We start from the raw sequence: 18605 nt of genomic DNA on the forward strand, positions 1-18605 counted from the left end.
CCGGACGCGTCCGAGCCGAAGACGCCGACCCGTCGGCGTACGACGAAGAAGGCCGCCGAGGCGGTCGACCCGGCGGAGGCGCCGAAGAAGGCCGCACCGCGCAAGCGCGTGGCCAAGAAGGCGACCGCCCAGCCGGAGGCGTGAGCACGCCCGAGCATCACCCGCCGCGGCCCGGTCCCTCCCCGAGGGACCGGGCCGCGGCCCGTTCCGAGCAGCGCCGCACCACGAACACGCCCCGAAGCCAGCAGCCCTCGGACCCGGGCGACCGACCACCCCACCCAGGTACCAGCCGCCGCCCCGGCCCGAGCCGCGCCGCACCACGAACCACCCCTGAAGCCACCCAGCCACAAGCCCGGGCGCCGCACGCCCCCAGGTACCTGGCCGCGGCCCGTACCGAGCGGGGCGCACGGCCCCGGGCCCGGCGCCCCGGCGCCGCACGGCACACCCAGGTACCAGCCGCCGCCCGACCCGAGCGGGGCCCCGGACCGCGTGCGCGGCGGAGGCCCCGGGGCCGGGCGCCCGAGCGCGGCACGGCACCACCCGGATAACGGCTGCGGCCGTACCGCGGGGCGGAGGCCCCGGGGCCGGGCGCCCGAGCGCCGCACGGCGGCACCACCCGGGTACGGGCCGCGGCGCGCCCCGTAGCCCGGCCTGGGCCGGCGCCGCCGGGACGCAGGCAGGCGCGGCGGGGGCACCGCGGCCGTGCGTGCGGCCCGCCCGACCCTGCCGTTACAGTCCCTGTATGAGCAAGCCCCGGTCCCTGGAGCTGCCGCCGCGCACCCGTGCCTACCGGCTCACCACCGCGCGCGGCGACTTCGCCGTCCTCGACACCGCCCCCGCAGGCTCCCGGCACGGGACCGCTCTGCTGCTGCCCGGCTACACGGGCAGCAAGGAGGACTTCCTCGCGCTCCTCGGCCCGCTCGCCGAGGCCGGCTATCGCGCCGTCGCCGTCGACGGGCGCGGCCAGCACGAGACGCCGGGGCCGCGCGGCCGGGCCGCCTACCGGCGCAAGGCGCTCGCCCTGGACGCGGTGGCGCAGGCCGCGGCGCTCGGCGACGGTCCCGTGCACCTGCTCGGGCACTCCTTCGGTGGCCTGGTGGCCCGCGCGGCGGCGCAGCTCGCGCCCGACGCGTTCGTCTCGCTGACCCTGCTGTCCTCGGGCCCGACCAAGGTCGCCCGTTCCCAGCGGGCGCGCGTCCGGGCGCTGCGCGGCGCGCTCGCGGTGCTGTCGAAGGAGCGGGTGTGGCAGGCGACCCGCTGGCTGGACAGCCGGGGCGAGGAGCCGGGCGCGGCGGATCCGCCGGAGATCGTGCGGTTCCTGCGCCGGCGGTGGATGCGGACCCGGATCGCGCAGCTGGCGGGCGCCGGCCGGCTGCTGCTCGGCGACCCGGACGGCACGGCGGCGCTGCTGGCACTGCCGCTCCCGCTGCACATCGCGTACGGCGACGAGGAGACGGTGTGGCCGGTCCCCGACCTGGCCGCGGCGGCGGCCCGCACCGGCGCGCACCACACGGTGGTGGTGGGCGCGGGGCACTCCCCCAACGTGTCGCACCCGGGGGAGCTGGCGGCGCGGCTCACCGCCTTCTGGGACCGCGCCGCCGAGGTCAGTACTGCGCCCGCAGGTGCTGCCAGAAGCCGTCCCTGAGGGAGCGGCGCAGGGCGGCGTGGCCGCGCAGGGACCGGCTCAGCAGGCGTTCCGCCTCGACGAGGAGGTCCTGGTCGACGGGGCCCGGCAGATAGGGGTGGCCGGGGAGCAGTTCGGCGAGCTGGTCGCGGCCGCGCTCGACGAGCCAGGTCGCGGCGATCTGCGCGCCGACGAAGCGGACCTCGTCGCGTGAGGGCGGGGGCTCGCCCTCGTTCTCGTACAGCGTGACGGGCTTGCGGGTCACGTAGGGGCGGCAGAAGTCGAGGTCGAAGACGCGCTGGCTGTCGACCTCCCAGAGCAGGGGTTCGGCCTGGTTGCCGCCCTCGGCCGCCTCGATGCCCCAGAGGTGGACGCGGGCGCCGTAGCCCTGGGCGGCCTCGACGGCGGAGACGAGGTCCTCGTCGCCGCCGATGAGGGCGGCGTCGCTGATGGCGCGGTGCCGGGCGAGGGACTCCAGGTCGGTGCGGATGAGGGAGTCGACGCCCTTCTGCTGGTTGTTGGAGTTGAGGTTGCCGAGCCTGACCTTGACGTCGGGGAGTGCGGCGACGGCCTGCTGCTCGGGGGTGTGGATGCGGCGCCGGGCGCCGTCGTACCAGTACACGCGCAGCAGCCGGCTGTCGGCGAAGATCGTGCGCGCGGTGTCGATGAAGGCCTCGATGAGCCCCTCGGCGTCGAGGTCGAAGTTGCGCCGGTCCTCGGTGCCCGCGACCAGCAACCCGGCGGAAGCATAGACGTAACCCGCGTCGACGAAGATGGCGTGTGTCGAAGGGGTCTTCGCCACCTCGGCCAGCATCCGCCGGAGGAGCTCGTTGGTGCGCTCCAGGCGGGCCTCGATCCCGGTCGGTTCGTCCCTCCCTACCGGCGAGTAGTTAGTCATCCGAAAAATTTCCTTAGCGTAGGGAATGTTTGCAGGATGCATCCCGTTGGACCCCTACGTAACGCAGTTCTCCATCAGGAGGATCAACTCAGACGAAGGGAGAAGCCCATGCGCTTCGAAATCCTGCGACTCGACGACATCGACGGTACGCCCGTCGACCGCACCGTCGTGGACGCCTCCTCCGTCAACGGGATCGTGCAGCAGGCCGCAGCGATCGGCCAGCGCATCTGGATCCGCCCCGCCGAGACCACGGCCTCGTAACGGGCACACCCTTTCACGCACCGCGCCCCCGCACGGACTCCGCAGACCGGAATCCGTACGGGGGCGCAGTGGCGTCCGGGGGGCCTCAGGAGCCCTGGATCACCTGCGTGACACCGTTGATGATCTGCTGCACGGCGATCGCGGAGAGCATCATGCCCGCGAGCCGCGTCACCAGGACGACGCCGCCGTCCTTGATGACCCGGATGATCACCAGCGAGTAGCGCATGGTGAGCCAGAGCACCACGTGCATGGCGACGATCGCGGTCCACACGGAGACCTGCGAGGCCACGCCGTCGGCGTGCTGCACGGCCAGGATGACCGACACGATCGCGCCGGGGCCGGCGAGCAGCGGCATGCCCAGGGGTACGAGGGCGACGTTGACGTCCTTGGTCTGCTTGGGCTCGTCGGTCTTGCCGGTGAGCAGGTCGAGCGCGATGAGCAGGAGGAGCAGTCCACCCGCGATCATCAGCGCGGGGACGGAGACGTGCAGGTAGTCGAGGATCTGCTGGCCCAGGATGCCGAAGACGGTGATGACGCCGAGGGCGACGGCGGCGGCCTGCCAGGCCATACGGCGCTGGACCTTGGAGGCGCGGCCGGAGGTGAGGGCGAGGAAGATCGGGGTGATCCCGGGGGGATCCATGATCACAAAGAGAGTCAGGAACAGCGAGCCGAAGACGGCGACGTCGAACACGGTGAAGGTGACCTTGCAGGAAAGGGGTGTACAAGAGCATCCGGAACTGGGGGTTCCGGAGAAGGGGCAGGGAGGGACCCCGCGGAACGGAAGACGGGGAAGACGGACGCACCACGTCGGCACGCACGGCGGTCACGCCGCACGGCGCCCGGAAGGACGCAGCGTGGTGGCGTCGGCGGCTAGCGGCGTCCGCCGGCGCCCGGCACCGGGAAGGCGCCCGTGGCCCGGCGCGTGATCTCGCCGTAGATCTCGGGGTCCGTCGTGCAGTCCCCGAGGGCGCAGGTCTTGCGGCTGCCGTGGTAGTCGCTGGAGCCCGTGGTCAGCAGCCCCAGTTCCCCGGCGAGGCCGCGCAGCCGCGTCCGGGTCGGCTCGTCGTGGTCCATGTGGTCCACCTCGATGCCGTCGAGACCGGCCTCGGCGAGCCGGACGATCGCGGACTCGGGCACGCACTCGCCGCGCTTGACGGCCAGCGGGTGCGCGAAGACGGTGACCCCGCCGGCGGCCTTGACCAGGCGGATCGCCTCGATCGGGTCCAGCTCGTGCTTCTCGACGTACGCCCGGCCGCCGTCGGCGAGCCACTCGGGCGTGAAGGCGCCGGAGACGTCCGGAACGACACCCAGCTCGACGAGGGCCTCGGCGACGTGCGGGCGGCCCAGGGAGCCGTCGCCGGCGATCCGGGCGACCTGCTCCCAGGTGACCGGGACGCCGAGCTCCTGGAGCTTGCCGACCATGGCGCGGGCCCGCGGCACGCGGTCGTCGCGGACCAGCTCGCGCTCGGCGGCGAGGGCGGGCTCCTCGGGGTCGAAGAGGTACGCCAGCATGTGCAGGCTCACGCCGTCGAGGCGGCAGGACAGCTCGGCTCCGGTGACGAGGGTGAGCCCCTCGGGCAGGGCGGCGACGGCTTCCGCGTACCCGCGGGTGGTGTCGTGGTCGGTCAGCGCGACCACGTCGAGCCCGGCGGCGGCCGCGTTCCGGACCAGCTCGGCCGGGGTGTCCGTACCGTCCGAGGCCGTGGAGTGGGTGTGCAGGTCGATGCGCACGACGCGGGACTCCAGGGTTCGGGGCGGACGGAGGGGACGCTCCAGCATAACGGGCGAAGAGCACACATCCGTACGGATCCAGCGGACCGCGCGCCCCTTACCCCCGCGACCGCACCACCGCGTCCCGCAACCGGCGCACCACCCCTCGCGCCGACCGCGCTCCGAGGGCCGCCGAAAGCACCCTCCCCGGGCGCCGCCGGAGCACCGCCCGGCCGCGCGCCGCCACACACCGCCTGAGCCCCACGTGCCCAGGCACCGCCACACACACCGACCGAGCGCCGTACGCGCCGTCGGAGCGCCGTACGCGCCGACCGAGCGCCGTACGGGGTACGAGCACCGCCCGGCCGCCGTTGGAGCCGCGCGCGCCGCCCGGCCGTCGCGAGCTCGCCCGCCCGGCCGCCGTGGGCGCGGTCGCCCGCCGACCGCCGTCGCGCGGCCGCGCCGCTACGTCAGAAGCCTCGGCGTCAGCGCCCCGCACGGCAGCAGCTCGACCTCCGCGCCCGCGTCCCGCAGGTCGGTGAGGACCAGCTCGTCGTACATCAGCAGGCCGGACTGCTCGGGCCAGACGATCGCCCACAGCCAGAGCCCGCGCGCCTCGCCCGCGAAGACCGCACGGTCCTGCGGGGCCCCGGTGACGTGCCAGAGCGGGGTCGGCCGGCCGGCGGCGAGCACCTTGACCTGCGGCGGCTTGTCGATCGCCATGCCGGTGCCGGGATCGGGGCCGTCGATGCCCGCGTACCGGGCACCGAGACCGACGCCGAGCTCCTCGGCGACGAGCAGCAGCTCCCCGATGCCGCCGAGCGGACCGGGTCCCGAGCAGGCCACGGCGGTCGCACGGCCACCGCTGCGGTCGTCACCGGCGTACGCGACCCCGGTGAACAGCCATCCGACGGGCAGGGGCCACGGCATCCACACCGGCACGTGGGCACGGTGCACCACGACACCGAGAGCCTCGACGCTGGGCGGGATCACGGGCTGGAGCGGGTGCACCGAGCCGTGCACGTCGCACTGCCAGGAGTCGGCAAAGAGACCGGGCGCCCTGACCCGGCCACCGCACTTCGGGCAACTGGGTTCGCCCCTCATAGGGCTCAACGGTCCTACCCCTGGGGCCTCGCGTCAAGGACGATCACCGATGATCACCCGTCCGGCCGGAGCCGTTCACACTCCGCCGACTCCTGTCGGATCCCGACCCCGTTCAGTCCAACGGCACGGACCTGCGGAGCGGGTCACGGAGGTCCGTTCCGTTCGCCAGCCAACGCTCCTCCAGGGCCTGCGCCCCGTGCACGCGCTTCCACGCCGCCTCGTTCGAGGTCATCGGCAGCAGCGGCAGGAAACGCACCGGGTCCATGGGCTCGTTCAGATCCAGGTCCTCCACGAGCCCGCCGGACTCGGCGACCAGCACCGAGCTGAAGGGGGCGCCGGGCCACAACGGCTCGCCCACGTCGAGCGAAGCGCCCGGAGCCACGACCACGCCCTCCACCTGCGGGGTGGCGGCGAGCACCGCGAGCGGGCGGAGCACCTTGTCCGTGTCCGCCAGCCCGGCCCGCACGGACAGCACCAGTTCGGCGCGGGGGCCCTTCACCGGGTCGGCGAGCGCGGAGGTCGGATCCGCCATCGGCTGGGCGGACATGCCGAGGGTCGCGTAGCGCACGAGGCCGGCCTCGGCGTCGACGAAACGGAGCACCTCGATGCGGTCGGTGCCGAGGAAGGTGATCGCGGCCCGTGCGTCCGGCTCACCGAGGGCCGTGCGCAGCCGGGCCTCGACCAGAGCAAGAATTTCTCCCATGCCGCGAGCATAAAGCGCGTATGGAACGGGCAAAGTAAGGGATTGACCCTCTGTCGGCTGATAGTCTTGGCCACTGGTCGGGATTCCCGACTGCTCGTCACACGTCATCCCTCACGAGGGACCGGCCGGAGGAGGTGGGACTGCGATGGATCGAAGTCGATCGGGCAGTACCAGCACGCTCTTCCGCCCCAGCGCACCCCGCCCGGTGCGCCTCTCCCTCCGGTGACCTGAGGACCGCGTCAGCCCTGTTGCGGCCTCCCCTCCCCGGCGTGCGCAGGACGGAAGAGCACTCCTCTTTGCCTGTCTGTAGCGAACGCCGTCACCGCGATCCTCCGGTGCCGCCCGCTTTGTGGACGACGTAGCTCAACGTCCCCATTCCGGGCTGTGCCACGCTCGCCGGCGGCCTCTCCGTGAAGGAGCACGCCCATGTCGATGATCCGTGACCTGCGCGCCGCCGTACGTCCGTCCCTGCGGCACTCCCTGCGCAAGCCCACCACCGTCTCCCCGTACGCCAACTACGACGCCACCCGCGACCCCACGGCCGCGACGGCCGTCGTCGACTGCGCCGTCTACCGCGACGGGCGCCGGGTCGACGACCGGGCGTGCCTGACGCCGCGCGGCGCGATGCGCCAGGTACGGGAGAGCGGCGGCTTCGCGTGGATCGGCCTGCACGAGCCGACCGAGGCCGAATTCGCCGGTATCGCCGCGGAGTTCGGGCTGCACCCGCTCGCCGTCGAGGACGCCGTCCACGCCCACCAGCGGCCCAAGCTGGAGCGCTACGACGACACCCTCTTCACCGTCTTCAAGACGATCCACTACGTGGAGCACGCCGAACTCACCGCGACCAGCGAGGTGGTGGAGACCGGCGAGGTCATGGTCTTCACCGGCCCCGACTTCGTCATCACCGTCCGGCACGGCGGGCAGGGCTCGCTGCGCAACCTCCGGCACCGCCTCCAGGGCGAGCCCGAGCTCCTCGCGAAGGGCCCCTCGGCCGTCCTGCACGCCATCGCCGACCACGTCGTCGACGGCTACATCGCGGTCGCCGACGCCGTCGAGCTCGACATCGACCAGATCGAGATCGACGTCTTCTCGCCGCCCGCCAAGGGCTCCACGCGCGGCACTGACACCGGCCGGATCTACCAGCTCAAGCGCGAGGTCCTGGAGTTCAAGCGGGCCGTCACCCCGCTGCTGCGCCCGATGCAGTTGCTCAGCGAGCGCCCGATGCGGCTGGTCGACCCGGACATCCAGAAGTACTTCCGGGACGTCGCCGACCACCTGGCGCGCGTCCAGGAGCAGGTCATCGGCTTCGACGAACTGCTCAACTCGATCCTCCAGGCCAACCTGGCGCAGGCGACCGTCGCCCAGAACGAGGACATGCGCAAGATCACCTCGTGGGCCGCGATCGTCGCCGTCCCGACGGCGGTCTGCGGCGTCTACGGCATGAACTTCGACCACATGCCGGAACTGCACTGGAAGTACGGCTACCCGATGGTGCTCGTCGGCATCGCCGGCATCTGCTTCGCCATCCACCGCACCCTCAAGCGGAACGGCTGGCTGTAGCGCCGGGGCCGCCCCGGCGGTGACTAAGCTGCGGGCATGACAGACGCGCAGCTCGGGCCCGCCCTCGTCGAGGAGGCCACCAAGAAGTCCGGCCTCATCTGGGTCCGGGGCGAGGCCCCGGCCGCCCGGGCGCTCTGGCACGTCTGGCACGACGGCGCCGCGCACGTCGTCGGCGACGGCCCCGGCGAACAGCCGCTGCCGGGCCTGGTGGACGGCGGCACCGCCGAGGTCACCGTGCGCAGCAAGGACAAGGGCGGACGGATCGTCGCCTGGACGGCCGCGGTGCGCGAGCTTGCGGCCGGTACGGAGGAGTGGGACGCGGCCGTCGCCGAGCTGAAGGGCAAGCGGCTCAACGCCTCCGACGGCGAGGCCATGCCGGACCGCTGGGCCCGCGAGTGCCGCGTCGTCCGGCTCGACCCGCGCACCTCGACGACCGACCTTCCGGACGGCTCCCTGGCCGCCGCGCCTCTGCCCTCCCCGGGCATCACCCGCCGCCCGATCCCGGCGGGGCTGCCGAAGCTGCTCCTGAAGAAGCGCCGCAAGCGCTAGGAGCGTCCCGTCGAGCGGGCCGTACCGGCCCTGCCGGTCGGCCTCAGGTGCGCGGCAGTTGCTTGCCGTAGTCCAGGGTCTGGCCCTTCGCCGGCTCGGCGAGCGGGAAGTCCTTGTCCCACTCGGACAGGACGACCACTCCCGCGCCGCCGCCCCGCGCGAAGCGCACCGGGAACGGGGTGCCGTCCAGGGAGACGTCGAGGGAGCCGCCCTCGCCGTCCGCGCCCCCCTTGACGTTGATCGTGCGGACCCCGCCGATCTTGTCGTATTCGCCCTTGGCGACGTCGCCGTGCAGCCCGATGAGGCCGTCGAGCAGCAGGTCCATGTCGGTGAAGCCGCGCAGCTGCTTGTACGAGGGGTCGTCCTGCGGCACCTTCACGTACATGTCGTCGAGCTTGTCGGCGGCCTCGGAACCGGCGTCGGAGCCCGCGGAGGAGTCCGCGCCGGAGTCCGACGAGGCCGAGGCGGACGCGGCGGCGGAGGGTTGGTCGGTGGGTGCGTCCTCGTGCTCCCAGAACGCCGCGTCGGCCTTCAGGTAGAGCGCGTCGCCGACCCGCAGCAGCTCGAAGGTGCTGTTCTTGATGGTCACCGAGCCGGAGGCGCCGTCCTGCTTGAGGCGCATGTTGAGCTTGTACGTGCCGCCCTTGCTGACGAGCGTGCCGGACAGGCGCACCGCCTTCGCCGCGTCCGCCGCCGTCTGGGCCTTCTGCTCGATGGACGCCGCATCGAGCTTCCCCACGCCGTTGGTCCCCTCGTCCGGGTCGGAAGCGCAGGCGGTCAGCGCCGTCATGAGGCCGGCGCACAGCGCCAGCGGCAGGGCGGCCCGGCGGATGCGCGAGGACGGACGGAGAACGGTCACCTGGGCGCCTCTCTGACGGTGGGGGGACAGGCCCCGGTCGAAGCCGGGTGCCGGTGGGATCGGCAGACCGCAGCGTACCCGGGCCGGATCGCGGCGCCGCAGGCAGCCGGACGGGCGCTCTGCCGGAGCGGCACCGAGCGGCACGGGCTAGCCTGAACCCGGCAAGCGGGGCGTCGGGCCCCGGACCCACCCGAATCGTGCGGCATCGAGGAGGCGCGTGGCATGGCGGCAGGCGCCCCCCGGATCTTCGTCTCCCACCTCGCCGGCGTCCCCGTCTTCGACCCGGTCGGCGACCAGGTCGGCCGGGTCAGCGATCTGGTGGCGATGCTGCGGGTCGGCCGTCGCCCGCCCCGGCTCCTCGGCATGGTGGTCGAGGTGCTGTCCCGGCGCCGCGTCTTCGTGCCCATGACCCGGATCACCGGCGTCGAGTCCGGTCAGGTCATCACCACCGGCGTGGTCAACATGCGCCGCTTCGAGCAGCGCCCCACCGAGCGGCTCGTCCTCGGCGAGCTCCTCGACCGCCGGGTGACGCTGGTGGAGACGGGCGAGGAGGTCACCGTCCTGGACGTGGCCATCCAGCAGCTGCCGGCCCGCCGCGACTGGGAGATCGACAAGGTCTACGTACGCCGCGGCAAGGGCGGGGCGCTGCGCCGCCGGGGCGAGGCGCTGACGGTCGAGTGGTCGGCCGTCACCGGCTTCTCCCTGGAGGAGCACGGGCAGGGCGCCGAGAACCTCGTCGCCACCTTCGAGAAGCTCCGCCCCGCCGACCTCGCCAACGTACTGCACCACCTCTCCCCCAAGCGCCGGGCCGAGGTCGCCGCAGCGCTCGACGACGACCGGCTCGCCGACGTCCTGGAGGAGCTGCCGGAGGACGACCAGATCGAGATCCTGGGCAAGCTCAAGGAGGAGCGGGCCGCCGACGTCCTGGAGGCGATGGACCCGGACGACGCCGCCGACCTGCTCTCCGAGCTGCCGGAGGAGGACAAGGAGCGGCTGCTCACCCTCATGCAGCCGGACGACGCGGCGGACGTGCGCCGGCTCCTGGCATACGAGGAGCGGACCGCGGGCGGTCTGATGACCACCGAGCCGATCGTGCTGCGCCCGGACGCCACGGTCGCCGACGCGCTGGCACGGGTGCGCCAGCAGGACCTCTCCCCCGCGCTCGCCGCGCAGGTGTACGTGTGCCGCCCGCCGGACGAGACGCCGACGGGCAAGTACCTGGGCACGGTGCACTTCCAGCGGCTGCTCAGGGACCCGCCGTTCACGCTGGTCAGCGCGCTGGTGGACAGCGACCTGCCGCCGCTCGGCCCGGACACCCCGCTGCCGGCCGTGACGAGCTACTTCGCCGCGTACAACCTGGTCGCGGCGCCGGTGGTGGACGAGAGCGGTTCGCTGCTCGGCGCGGTGACCGTCGACGACGTGCTCGACCACCTGCTGCCCGACGACTGGCGCGAGACCGAGTTCCACGAGGAGGGGGTGCACGGTGGCTGAGCGCACTCAGGAGCGGGACCGGGAGCGGGACCGGGAGCGGGACCGCCCGCTGCCGCGGATCCGGCTCGACCAGCCGCGGGCACGGCGCGCCCGGCTGCTCCCGGAGTACGACCCCGAGGCCTTCGGACGCCTCTCGGAGCGCATCGCGCGCTTCCTGGGGACGGGCCGGTTCCTCGTCTGGATGACGCTGCTCATCATCGCCTGGGTGGTGTGGAACGTGTCCGCGCCGGAGGACCTGCGCTTCGACAAGTACCCGTTCATCTTCCTGACCCTGATGCTGTCCCTGCAGGCCTCGTACGCGGCCCCGCTCATCCTGCTCGCGCAGAACCGCCAGGACGACCGGGACCGCGTCAACCTGGAGCAGGACCGCAAGCAGAACGAGCGCTCGATCGCCGACACCGAGTACCTGACCCGGGAGGTCGCGGCGCTGCGGATGGGCCTGGGCGAGGTGGCCACGCGCGACTGGATGCGCTCCGAGCTCCAGGACCTGTTGAAGGAGCTGGAGCACCGGGACGGGGAGCGCCGGGATCTATTCCCGGACGAGGGCGGCCGGGGGAGTGACGTACCCGACCGTTGACAGGGCTTTCATGAGCCGGTGGTCGTCGCCGTACCATCTCTCTATGGCTACGGAAGACGCGGTGCGCGAAGCACTGGCGACGGTGAACGACCCCGAGATCAACAAACCGATCACCGAGCTCGGCATGGTCAAGTCGGTGGAGATCGGTTCCGACGGGCGGGTCGCCGTCACCGTCTACCTGACGGTCTCCGGCTGCCCCATGCGCGACACCATCACCCAGCGCGTGACCGACGCCGTCTCCCGCGTCGAGGGAGTGACGGGCGTCGACGTCTCGCTGGACGTGATGAGCGACGAGCAGCGCAAGGAGCTCGCGGCGGCGCTGCGCGGCACCACCGCCGAGCGCGAGGTCCCGTTCGCGAAGCCCGGTTCGCTGACCCGCGTCTACGCGGTCGCCTCCGGCAAGGGCGGTGTCGGCAAGTCCTCGGTGACGGTCAACCTGGCGGCGGCGATGGCCGCCGACGGTCTGAAGGTCGGTGTCGTGGACGCCGACATCTACGGCCACAGCGTGCCCCGCATGCTGGGCGTGGACGGCCGTCCGACCCAGGTCGAGAACATGATCATGCCGCCGTCGGCGAACGGCGTGAAGGTCATCTCCATCGGCATGTTCACCCCGGGCAACGCGCCGGTCGTGTGGCGCGGCCCGATGCTGCACCGCGCGCTCCAGCAGTTCCTCGCGGACGTGTACTGGGGCGACCTGGACGTCCTCCTGCTCGACCTGCCGCCGGGCACCGGCGACATCGCGATCTCGGTCGCCCAGCTCGTGCCGACCGCGGAGATCCTGGTCGTCACCACCCCGCAGCAGGCGGCGGCGGAGGTCGCCGAGCGGGCCGGTTCGATCGCCGTGCAGACCCACCAGAAGATCGTCGGCGTCGTCGAGAACATGTCGGGCATGCCCTGCCCGCACTGCGACGAGATGGTCGACGTGTTCGGCTCGGGCGGCGGCCAGAAGGTCGCGGACGGCCTGACGAAGACCACCGGCGCGACCGTCCCGGTGCTCGGCTCCATCCCGATCGACGTGCGTCTGCGCGAGGGCGGCGACGACGGCAGGCCGGTCGTCCTGGCCGCCCCCGACTCCCCGGCCGGCGCGGCCCTGCGCACCATCGCGGGCAAGCTCGGCGGCCGCCAGCGCGGTCTGTCGGGCATGAGCCTGGGCATCACGCCGAAGAACAAGTTCTGACACACGCCGAAGGGCGCCCCGCGGTCCGCGGGGCGCCCTTCGTCATGCCGTCGGTCGGATCAGGCGTACGCGCCCAGGTCCTTCACCTGCGCGAAGCCCAGGCCGTACGCGCTCATCCCCCGCCCGTACGCCCCGATGTGCACCCCGGGCGCCGAGCCCGCCAGCACCCATCCGAACTCGGACTCCCGGTAGTGGAACGGCACCGGTACGCCGTCCACCGGGAGCGAGAGGGTGGACCAGGCGGGGCCTTCGAGGTCGTCGGCGAGTTCGAAGGCCGTCTCGGTCTGCTGGTCCAGCCAGTTGTCCCGCAGGGCGTGGTCGAGCTGGGCGGGCCAGGTGTGGGCCAGCAGGCCCGAGCCCGCCAGCCAGGCCGCGGAGGAGACCGTGGTGGCGTCCAGGACGCCCGTGCCGTCGCCGGAGCGGCGTACGGGGTTGGCGGCGACCGTCACGACGATCGCGAAACGCTCCTTCTCCGCGCCGCCGGCCTCGGACTTTATCGACGGCTCGTCACCGTGGCCCATGGAGCCGTGCTGCACGGTCCCGTCCGCCGCCGTGCCGATCTGCATCAGCCGGCGGGGCCCGGTGAACGCCTCGTCGAGCCCGTACCAGGCGAAGGGTGCGCGCAGAAACCCGTCGGCTTCCACCCGACTCGTCGTCTTCATCTCCGGCCGCCTCCTCGTTCCGTCAACAGAGGGAGGATAGCCACCAGGACGCAGTGGGTCGGTGACAGGGCGTCGTCAGGTGGCGTCCGCGTCGTACGGCGGGCGCTCGCCGGCGTCCGGCTTGTCCTGCTTCTTCAGCAGGTCGGGGGAGCCGTTGACCGCGGTGGGCGCGGGTGCGGCCTCCCGGCTGTGGACCGCGTCCGCGACCTCGTTCATCTCCTTCTTGAGGTCGAACGTGGAGCGGAGCTCCTTGAGCTCCTTGAGGTCCTCGTTGCCTTCGAGCTGCTTGCGGATGAAGGTCTTGGGGTTGAGGTCCTCGAACTCGAAGTCCTTGAACTCCGGGCCGAGCTCGTTGCGGATGTCCTGCTTCGCGCCGTCGGAGAACTCGCGCACCTTGCGGATGAACCGGGAGACGTCCTGGATGACCTTGGGCAGCTTCTCGGGGCCGAAGATGAGCACGGCGAGCACCACGAGCGTCACCAGCTCGAGCGCGCCTATGTCGCTGAACACCTTGTAGCTCCTTCACGCCGGTCCCAGGACCGCTCCACGGTACCCGCCGAAACTGTCCGACGGGTACCACGTGGTGTCCTCCACATGGCGGCTAGCCGCCCGTCGAGGAACCGAGGGTCAACGTCTTTGTCTGCTCTTTGCCGTCACGGGTCAGGGTCAGCTTGAGCCGGTCGCCGGGGCGGTGTGCGCGGATCTTCACGATCAGCTCCTCGCCGCTGTGCACGCGCTGGCCGTCGACCTTGGTGATGACGTCGCCCGGGCGGATGCCGGCCTTGTCGGCCGGGCCGCCGGGCGTGACGGACGAGGCGCCGCCCTTGCCCTTCTCGCCGACCCGCGCGCCGTCGCCGCCGTACTGCATGTCGAGGCTGACCCCGATCACCGGGTGGGTGGCCTTGCCGGTGTTGATGAGTTCCTCGGCGACCCGCTTGCCCTGGTTGACGGGGATGGCGAAGCCGAGGCCGATGGAGCCGGACTGGGCGCCGCTCTCGCCGCCGGAACCGTTGCCGGCCGCGCGGATGGCGCTGTTGATGCCGATGACCCGGGCCTGCGAGTCCAGCAGCGGACCGCCGGAGTTGCCGGGGTTTATCGGGGCGTCGGTCTGCAGCGCGTCGACGTAGCTGATGTCGCTGCCGTCGCCCTTCTCCCCGCCGGCGGTGATCGGGCGCTCCTTGGCACTGATGATGCCGGAGGTCACGGTGTTGGAGAGGTCGAAGGGGGCGCCGATGGCGACGACGGGGTCCCCGACGCGCACGTTGTCGGAGTTGCCGAGCCGCAGCGGCTCGAGGCCGGAGACGCCGGACACCTGGATGACGGCGAGGTCGTAGCCGGTGTCGCGGCCGATGAGCTTGGCGCGGGCGGACTCGCCGTTGGAGAAGGTGACGGAGATCTCGCCGGAGGAGGCGGCCGCGTCCACCACGTGGTTGTTCGTGAGGATGTGGCCGCCGGTGTCGAGGACGAAGCCGGTGCCGGTGCCGGAGGAGCCGCTGCCGCTCACGTGGATGGTGACGACGCCGGGGAGGGCGCGGGCGGCGATCCCGGCGACGCTCTCGGGGGCGCGGCCGATGCTCTCGGGGTCCGACTGGGGCAGTTCGACGCTGGTGATGCCGCCGTGCCGTTCGACGTACGCGCCGACGCCGCCGCCGATGACGCCGGTGACGAGGGCGAAGGCCAGCGCGCCGACGAGCGCGAGGCCGCGCCGCGGCTTCCTGGGCTTCTTGCCCTCGGCCGGGGGCTGCGGCAGGCCCCACGGGTCGTACGCGGGGGGCAGGGCGGGCGTGTGGGGCGGCGGTGCCGCCGGGCCGGCCTGCGTGGGCGGCACGGGCGGCAGGGGCCGCTGGACGGGCGGCGCGGGCGCCCACGGGCCCGGCTCGCCGTAGGGCGGCGTCCGGTACGGGTCGGGGGCGTGCAGGGGCTGCGCGGCCGTCTGCGCGGCCCCTGCGGTCGCCGGCGTCTGCGCGGGTACGGGCTCGGGCGCCGGCTCGGCGACCGGTGCCGGCGCGGGCTCGGCGACCGGCGCCGGCTCCGGTACGGGCTCCACGGCTGCTTCCGCCACGACGGGCACGGATGCCGTGGCCTCGGCCTCGGGCGCGGGCGCCTGCTCGGGTACGGCGGACGCGACCGGGGTCCCGGCCTCGGATATGGCCCCGGCCTCGTCCGCGGCGGCGGGCGGCGCCTCCGGCCCCGGCTCGGTCGCCACGGCGACCGGCGCCGGGGCGGCGAGGGTGAAGTCCGTGTCCTCGGCCGTATCGGCGGGTGCGGCGGGTGTCGTGGACGGTGTGCTGCTCGACGGCCGACTCCACCAGGTCGGCTTCCCGTTCTTCATGCTCTCCCCGCAACAGATGACCTGTCCGCGCCGCCCGCATCGCCGGGCGGCGCGCCCCTGCCCCTGGATTCAACCAGGTCAACGGTCAGTGGTGGGAGGGACTGGGGGCCGGGGTGACGGTCGGGACGCTCGGGTCGGGCCCCGGGGCGTACGAGAGGCGCAGCGCCGGGCTCACCGGGCGTATGAACGGGGACAGTTCGAGCCGGGCCGGGACGACCGTCGGCGGGGCGGCCTCCGGCGCGGACTCCCGGCGCGAGCCGGACGCGAAGGTCGCCGGGGCGCGCAGCGGGGTGACGTTGCTCCCGGTGCCCTGGCCGCCACGGGTGGTGTCGAGCTGCAGGGTGCCGCTCAGCGCGATGGCCGCGAACGAGACCGCGCTGGCCGCCGCGAAGGCGAAGCGCCGTCCCCGCCCGGAGGAGCGGTCGCCGACCTCGTGGATGCGGAATCCGCCGTCAGGGGTGAGGGGCGCCGCCGTGGCGAAGCCGTCGGAGCGCACCCCTCCCCGGCGGAGGAGGTCGTCGAAGGGACCCCCCTGGTCATCTGGTCCCCCCGGCAGCCCCTGGAGGCGTGCCAACAGCCCCTCCGAGGGCGGCGGGGGCGCAGTGGCGGCGAAGACGCTCTTCAGGCTGCGCTGCGCGTCTGCCTCGGCCTTGCATTTGGGGCAGGTCGCGAGGTGGGCGAGGACCCGGTCGCGAGCGTCGTGACCGAGCTCGCCGTCGACGAGCGCGGCGAGCCGGTCCCCGAGGTGCTGCTCCGCGGGGGTCGGTGACGGACTGGTGCCACTCACGCCGTTCCGCCCTCCCAGCCGACGGCGGCAAGGGCCCGCTCCGCGCGCGCCTCGGGCGAGCGGTGCTTGAGCGCCTTGCGCAGGTGGGAGCGGCCGCGGTGGATGCGGCTGCGGACGGTGCCGAGCTTCACGCCGAGGGTCGCGGCGATCTCCTCGTACGAGAGGCCCTCGATGTCGCAGAGGACGACCGCCGCCCGGAACTCGGGGGCGAGGGTGTCCAGGGCCTGCTGCACGTCGGCGTCGAAGTGCGTGTCGTTGAACGCCTGCTGCGGGGAGGGCTCACGGCTGGGCAGCCGCTCGGCGGCGTCGTCGGCGAGCGCGTCGAAGCGGATGCGCTGCTTGCGGCGCACCATGTCCAGGAAGAGGTTCGTGGTGATGCGGTGCAGCCAGCCCTCGAACGTGCCCGGCGTGTACGAGGACAGGGAGCGGAAGACGCGGACGAAGACCTCCTGGGTGAGGTCTTCGGCGTCGTGCTGATTGCCCGTCAGGCGGTAGGCGAGCCGGTACACCCGGCCGCTGTGCGTGCTGACGATCTCCTCCCAGCTGGGAGGGGTCCACGCCTGCGATTCCGCGTCCGATGCGAAGGTCGCGGTGGTGGGTGCGGAGTCGGCGGTGCGGGAACGGTCAGCGGTGTCGGTCACGGATTTCGGCTCACCTGCCGAACGGAGAAGGCGACGGAGCACTCCTCTCCGATCCACAGGCGCAGCCGCACCTCCCCTGTCGGCTCTGGTGGTGTCCAGTGGAGCCCCTACCATAGCCACCTCGCCCGTTAGCTCCGGATAAGAATCTTTACGCGAATTTGGGGCCGGCTCGCGCCGGGCATCCGCCTCGCTTCCTGTCCGTATGAACGCGCGGTCCCATCTGCGGGTTCCCGCGCGCAGCGGATACAGTCGACGCCTGCGTCAACTACGGCGTCGATGACGGGGACAGGAGAGGGCCATTACCGCCAACCGGCAGACGAGCTTGGCCTTCGCCGAGGCCTTTGTCGCCGAGGACGAAGCGCTGCGCTGGGCCCGCGACCGGGCCCGTGAGGCGGGCCTGCCCTCGGTGTCTCCGGGCACCGGCGCCGCCCTGCGCCTGCTGGCCGCGACGGCGGACGCCAAGGCGGTGGCGGAGATCGGCACGGGCACGGGCGTGTCCGGGATCTACCTGCTGCTGGGGATGCGCCCCGACGGGGTGCTGACCACCGTGGACATGGAGCCGGAGCGGCAGGCGCACGCCAAGGCGGCGTTCCGGGCGGCGGGTTTCGCGGGCAACCGGGCCCGGTTCATCCCGGGCCGGGCTCTGGAGGTCCTTCCCCGGCTCGCGGACGGCGGTTACGACCTGGTCTTCTGCGACGGCGACCGGCTGGAGCTCCTGGACTACCTCGCTGAATCGTTGCGCCTGCTGCGACCGGGCGGTCTCGTCTGCTTCGAGGGCGTCTTCGCGGACGGCCGCACGGTCGACTCGGCGGCCCAGCCGGCCGAGGTACAGCGGATACGCGAGCTGCTGCGGACCGTACGGGAGAGCCGGGAGCTGCTGCCCACCCTGCTCCCGGTGGGCGACGGGCTGCTGTGCGCGGTGCGCAGGGGCGCGTAGGTCCCCGGGCCGCACCCGAGAGAGACCGGCCGCCCGTGACGAGGGATCCGGCCCCACCGGGAGACCGGACGCCTGCACCGAGCGACCCGACCGCCCGCGCCGAAGGGGACGGCCCGCACCGAGAGCGACCCGGCCGCCCGTGCCGAAGGGCCCAGCCCGTACCGAAGGGCCCGGCCGCCGTACCGGAGGGCCCGGCCGCCGTACCGAAGGGCCCGGCCGCCGTAACCGAAGGCCCGGCCGCCGCGAGGACCCCCGATACGCCGCTGCCCCGGCGCGGTGGGTACCGTGCCGGGGCAGAAGCGGAAATACGCGTCAGGGGCGGATCAGCCGACGACTTCCGCCAGGGCTTCGCCGAGTGCCTTCGCCTCGTCCGGGGTCAGCTCGACGACGAGCCGGCCGCCGCCTTCGAGCGGAACGCGCATGACGATGCCCCGCCCCTCCTTGGTCACCTCGAGCGGGCCGTCACCCGTCCGCGGCTTCATGGCCGCCATGCTCGTTCCCCTTCCTGAAACCAGCTCATCGTCAGCATCGAACACGATTGCTTCCCGGTCATTATCCCGCATCACAGGACCCGATGACCAACATCAGGTGGCATCGCTTCCGCAACGCGCTTTCACAAAGCCACACATTTCACCGATCCACCTGCGATACTTCGCCGCCGCCGGTCGGCGTCCGAGTGGTGATTCTTTGACACAGCTCACATGTGCGGACCGGGTGATCTCCGCCATGCTGA

Annotated in this window: 20 protein-coding genes; 8 read left to right on the top strand and 12 right to left on the bottom strand. The window is 72.9% G+C overall.

Annotation, left to right across the window (positions count from 1 at the left end):
- Positions 1-742 precede the first annotated feature (742 nt).
- Positions 743-1645, top strand: coding sequence for an alpha/beta hydrolase (locus tag AB0M16_RS04370; RefSeq protein ID WP_365338572.1), 903 nt, complete (start codon positions 743-745; stop codon positions 1643-1645).
- Here the strand turns inward: AB0M16_RS04370 and AB0M16_RS04375 are convergent.
- Complete coding sequence (locus tag AB0M16_RS04375) at positions 1605-2522, bottom strand: NYN domain-containing protein (RefSeq protein ID WP_365338574.1); 918 nt, start codon at positions 2520-2522, stop codon at positions 1605-1607. The two genes, AB0M16_RS04370 and AB0M16_RS04375, sit on opposite strands and share 41 nt — an antisense overlap.
- Positions 2523-2630: 108 nt before the next feature.
- Between AB0M16_RS04375 and AB0M16_RS04380 the strand changes: the two genes are divergently transcribed.
- The gene (locus AB0M16_RS04380; protein WP_365338576.1) at positions 2631-2783 is read left to right on the top strand and encodes a hypothetical protein; all 153 of its coding nucleotides are present in this window, start codon (positions 2631-2633) and stop codon (positions 2781-2783) included.
- Between the two features lie 85 nt (positions 2784-2868).
- On the opposite strand, the gene AB0M16_RS04385 is transcribed toward AB0M16_RS04380, so the two are convergent.
- From AB0M16_RS04385 to AB0M16_RS04400, 4 genes are all read right to left on the bottom strand, one after another.
- Positions 2869-3474 carry a MarC family protein gene (locus tag AB0M16_RS04385; protein WP_365338578.1) on the bottom strand — a complete coding sequence of 202 codons (606 nt, stop codon included), beginning with the start codon at positions 3472-3474 and terminating at the stop codon, positions 2869-2871.
- A 179-nt stretch (positions 3475-3653) separates the two neighbouring features.
- Entirely contained in the window at positions 3654-4514 is an 861-nt protein-coding gene (locus tag AB0M16_RS04390) for a PHP domain-containing protein (protein ID WP_365338580.1), read from the bottom strand.
- A gap of 444 nt (positions 4515-4958) precedes the next feature.
- A complete protein-coding gene (locus tag AB0M16_RS04395; protein ID WP_365338582.1) occupies positions 4959-5597 on the bottom strand; it encodes a DUF6758 family protein in 639 nt (212 codons plus the stop codon).
- Between the two features lie 112 nt (positions 5598-5709).
- Complete coding sequence (locus AB0M16_RS04400; protein WP_365338583.1) at positions 5710-6300, bottom strand: suppressor of fused domain protein; 591 nt, start codon at positions 6298-6300, stop codon at positions 5710-5712.
- A 426-nt stretch (positions 6301-6726) separates the two neighbouring features.
- On the opposite strand from AB0M16_RS04400, the gene AB0M16_RS04405 reads away from it, so the two are divergent.
- Together AB0M16_RS04405 and AB0M16_RS04410 are read left to right on the top strand one after the other, a co-directional pair.
- Positions 6727-7860 (top strand): magnesium and cobalt transport protein CorA, encoded by a 1134-nt coding sequence (locus tag AB0M16_RS04405; RefSeq protein WP_365338584.1) that lies wholly within the window; start codon positions 6727-6729, stop codon positions 7858-7860.
- A gap of 36 nt (positions 7861-7896) precedes the next feature.
- The gene (locus tag AB0M16_RS04410) at positions 7897-8409 is read left to right on the top strand and encodes a hypothetical protein (RefSeq protein WP_365338586.1); all 513 of its coding nucleotides are present in this window, start codon (positions 7897-7899) and stop codon (positions 8407-8409) included.
- A 43-nt stretch (positions 8410-8452) separates the two neighbouring features.
- On the opposite strand, the gene AB0M16_RS04415 is transcribed toward AB0M16_RS04410, so the two are convergent.
- Positions 8453-9268 carry a hypothetical protein gene (locus tag AB0M16_RS04415; protein ID WP_365338588.1) on the bottom strand — a complete coding sequence of 272 codons (816 nt, stop codon included), beginning with the start codon at positions 9266-9268 and terminating at the stop codon, positions 8453-8455.
- Positions 9269-9490: 222 nt separating this feature from the next.
- Here AB0M16_RS04415 and AB0M16_RS04420 point away from each other — a divergent pair, with 222 nt between their 5' ends.
- Genes AB0M16_RS04420 through AB0M16_RS04430 form a run of 3 tightly spaced genes read left to right on the top strand, consistent with a single transcriptional unit; the run spans position 9491 to position 12513 of the window.
- Positions 9491-10759, top strand: coding sequence for a CBS domain-containing protein (locus AB0M16_RS04420; protein ID WP_365338590.1), 1269 nt, complete (start codon positions 9491-9493; stop codon positions 10757-10759).
- Entirely contained in the window at positions 10752-11336 is a 585-nt protein-coding gene (locus tag AB0M16_RS04425; RefSeq protein WP_365338592.1) for a DUF1003 domain-containing protein, read from the top strand. Before AB0M16_RS04420 ends, AB0M16_RS04425 begins: the two co-directional genes overlap by 8 nt.
- 43 nt (positions 11337-11379) lie before the next feature.
- Positions 11380-12513 carry an Mrp/NBP35 family ATP-binding protein gene (locus AB0M16_RS04430; RefSeq protein WP_365338594.1) on the top strand — a complete coding sequence of 378 codons (1134 nt, stop codon included), beginning with the start codon at positions 11380-11382 and terminating at the stop codon, positions 12511-12513.
- Between the two features lie 59 nt (positions 12514-12572).
- Here AB0M16_RS04430 and AB0M16_RS04435 read toward each other — a convergent pair whose 3' ends face one another.
- The 5 genes from AB0M16_RS04435 to sigE form a co-directional block, all read right to left on the bottom strand.
- Positions 12573-13175 carry a hypothetical protein gene (locus AB0M16_RS04435; RefSeq protein ID WP_365338596.1) on the bottom strand — a complete coding sequence of 201 codons (603 nt, stop codon included), beginning with the start codon at positions 13173-13175 and terminating at the stop codon, positions 12573-12575.
- A 75-nt stretch (positions 13176-13250) separates the two neighbouring features.
- Positions 13251-13685 carry a sec-independent translocase gene (locus AB0M16_RS04440; protein WP_365338598.1) on the bottom strand — a complete coding sequence of 145 codons (435 nt, stop codon included), beginning with the start codon at positions 13683-13685 and terminating at the stop codon, positions 13251-13253.
- A 91-nt stretch (positions 13686-13776) separates the two neighbouring features.
- A complete protein-coding gene (locus AB0M16_RS04445) occupies positions 13777-15507 on the bottom strand; it encodes a trypsin-like peptidase domain-containing protein (protein WP_365338600.1) in 1731 nt (576 codons plus the stop codon).
- A gap of 85 nt (positions 15508-15592) precedes the next feature.
- Positions 15593-16294: a zf-HC2 domain-containing protein gene (locus tag AB0M16_RS04450; RefSeq protein WP_365338602.1), complete on the bottom strand. Its 702-nt coding sequence runs from the start codon at positions 16292-16294 to the stop codon at positions 15593-15595.
- A complete protein-coding gene (gene sigE, locus AB0M16_RS04455) occupies positions 16291-17049 on the bottom strand; it encodes an RNA polymerase sigma factor SigE (protein ID WP_365338604.1) in 759 nt (252 codons plus the stop codon). The genes AB0M16_RS04450 and sigE overlap by 4 nt, the downstream gene beginning before the upstream one ends.
- Positions 17050-17233: 184 nt before the next feature.
- On the opposite strand from sigE, the gene AB0M16_RS04460 reads away from it, so the two are divergent.
- Entirely contained in the window at positions 17234-17872 is a 639-nt protein-coding gene (locus AB0M16_RS04460) for a class I SAM-dependent methyltransferase (protein WP_365338752.1), read from the top strand.
- Between the two features lie 323 nt (positions 17873-18195).
- Here the strand turns inward: AB0M16_RS04460 and AB0M16_RS04465 are convergent, their stop codons facing one another.
- Positions 18196-18363, bottom strand: a complete 168-nt coding sequence (locus AB0M16_RS04465) for a DUF3117 domain-containing protein (protein ID WP_365338606.1) — start codon at positions 18361-18363, stop codon at positions 18196-18198.
- Between the last annotated feature and the right edge of the window lie 242 nt (positions 18364-18605).

Source organism: Streptomyces sp. NPDC051921, assembly GCF_040680975.1.
GTDB lineage: Bacteria > Actinomycetota > Actinomycetes > Streptomycetales > Streptomycetaceae > Streptomyces.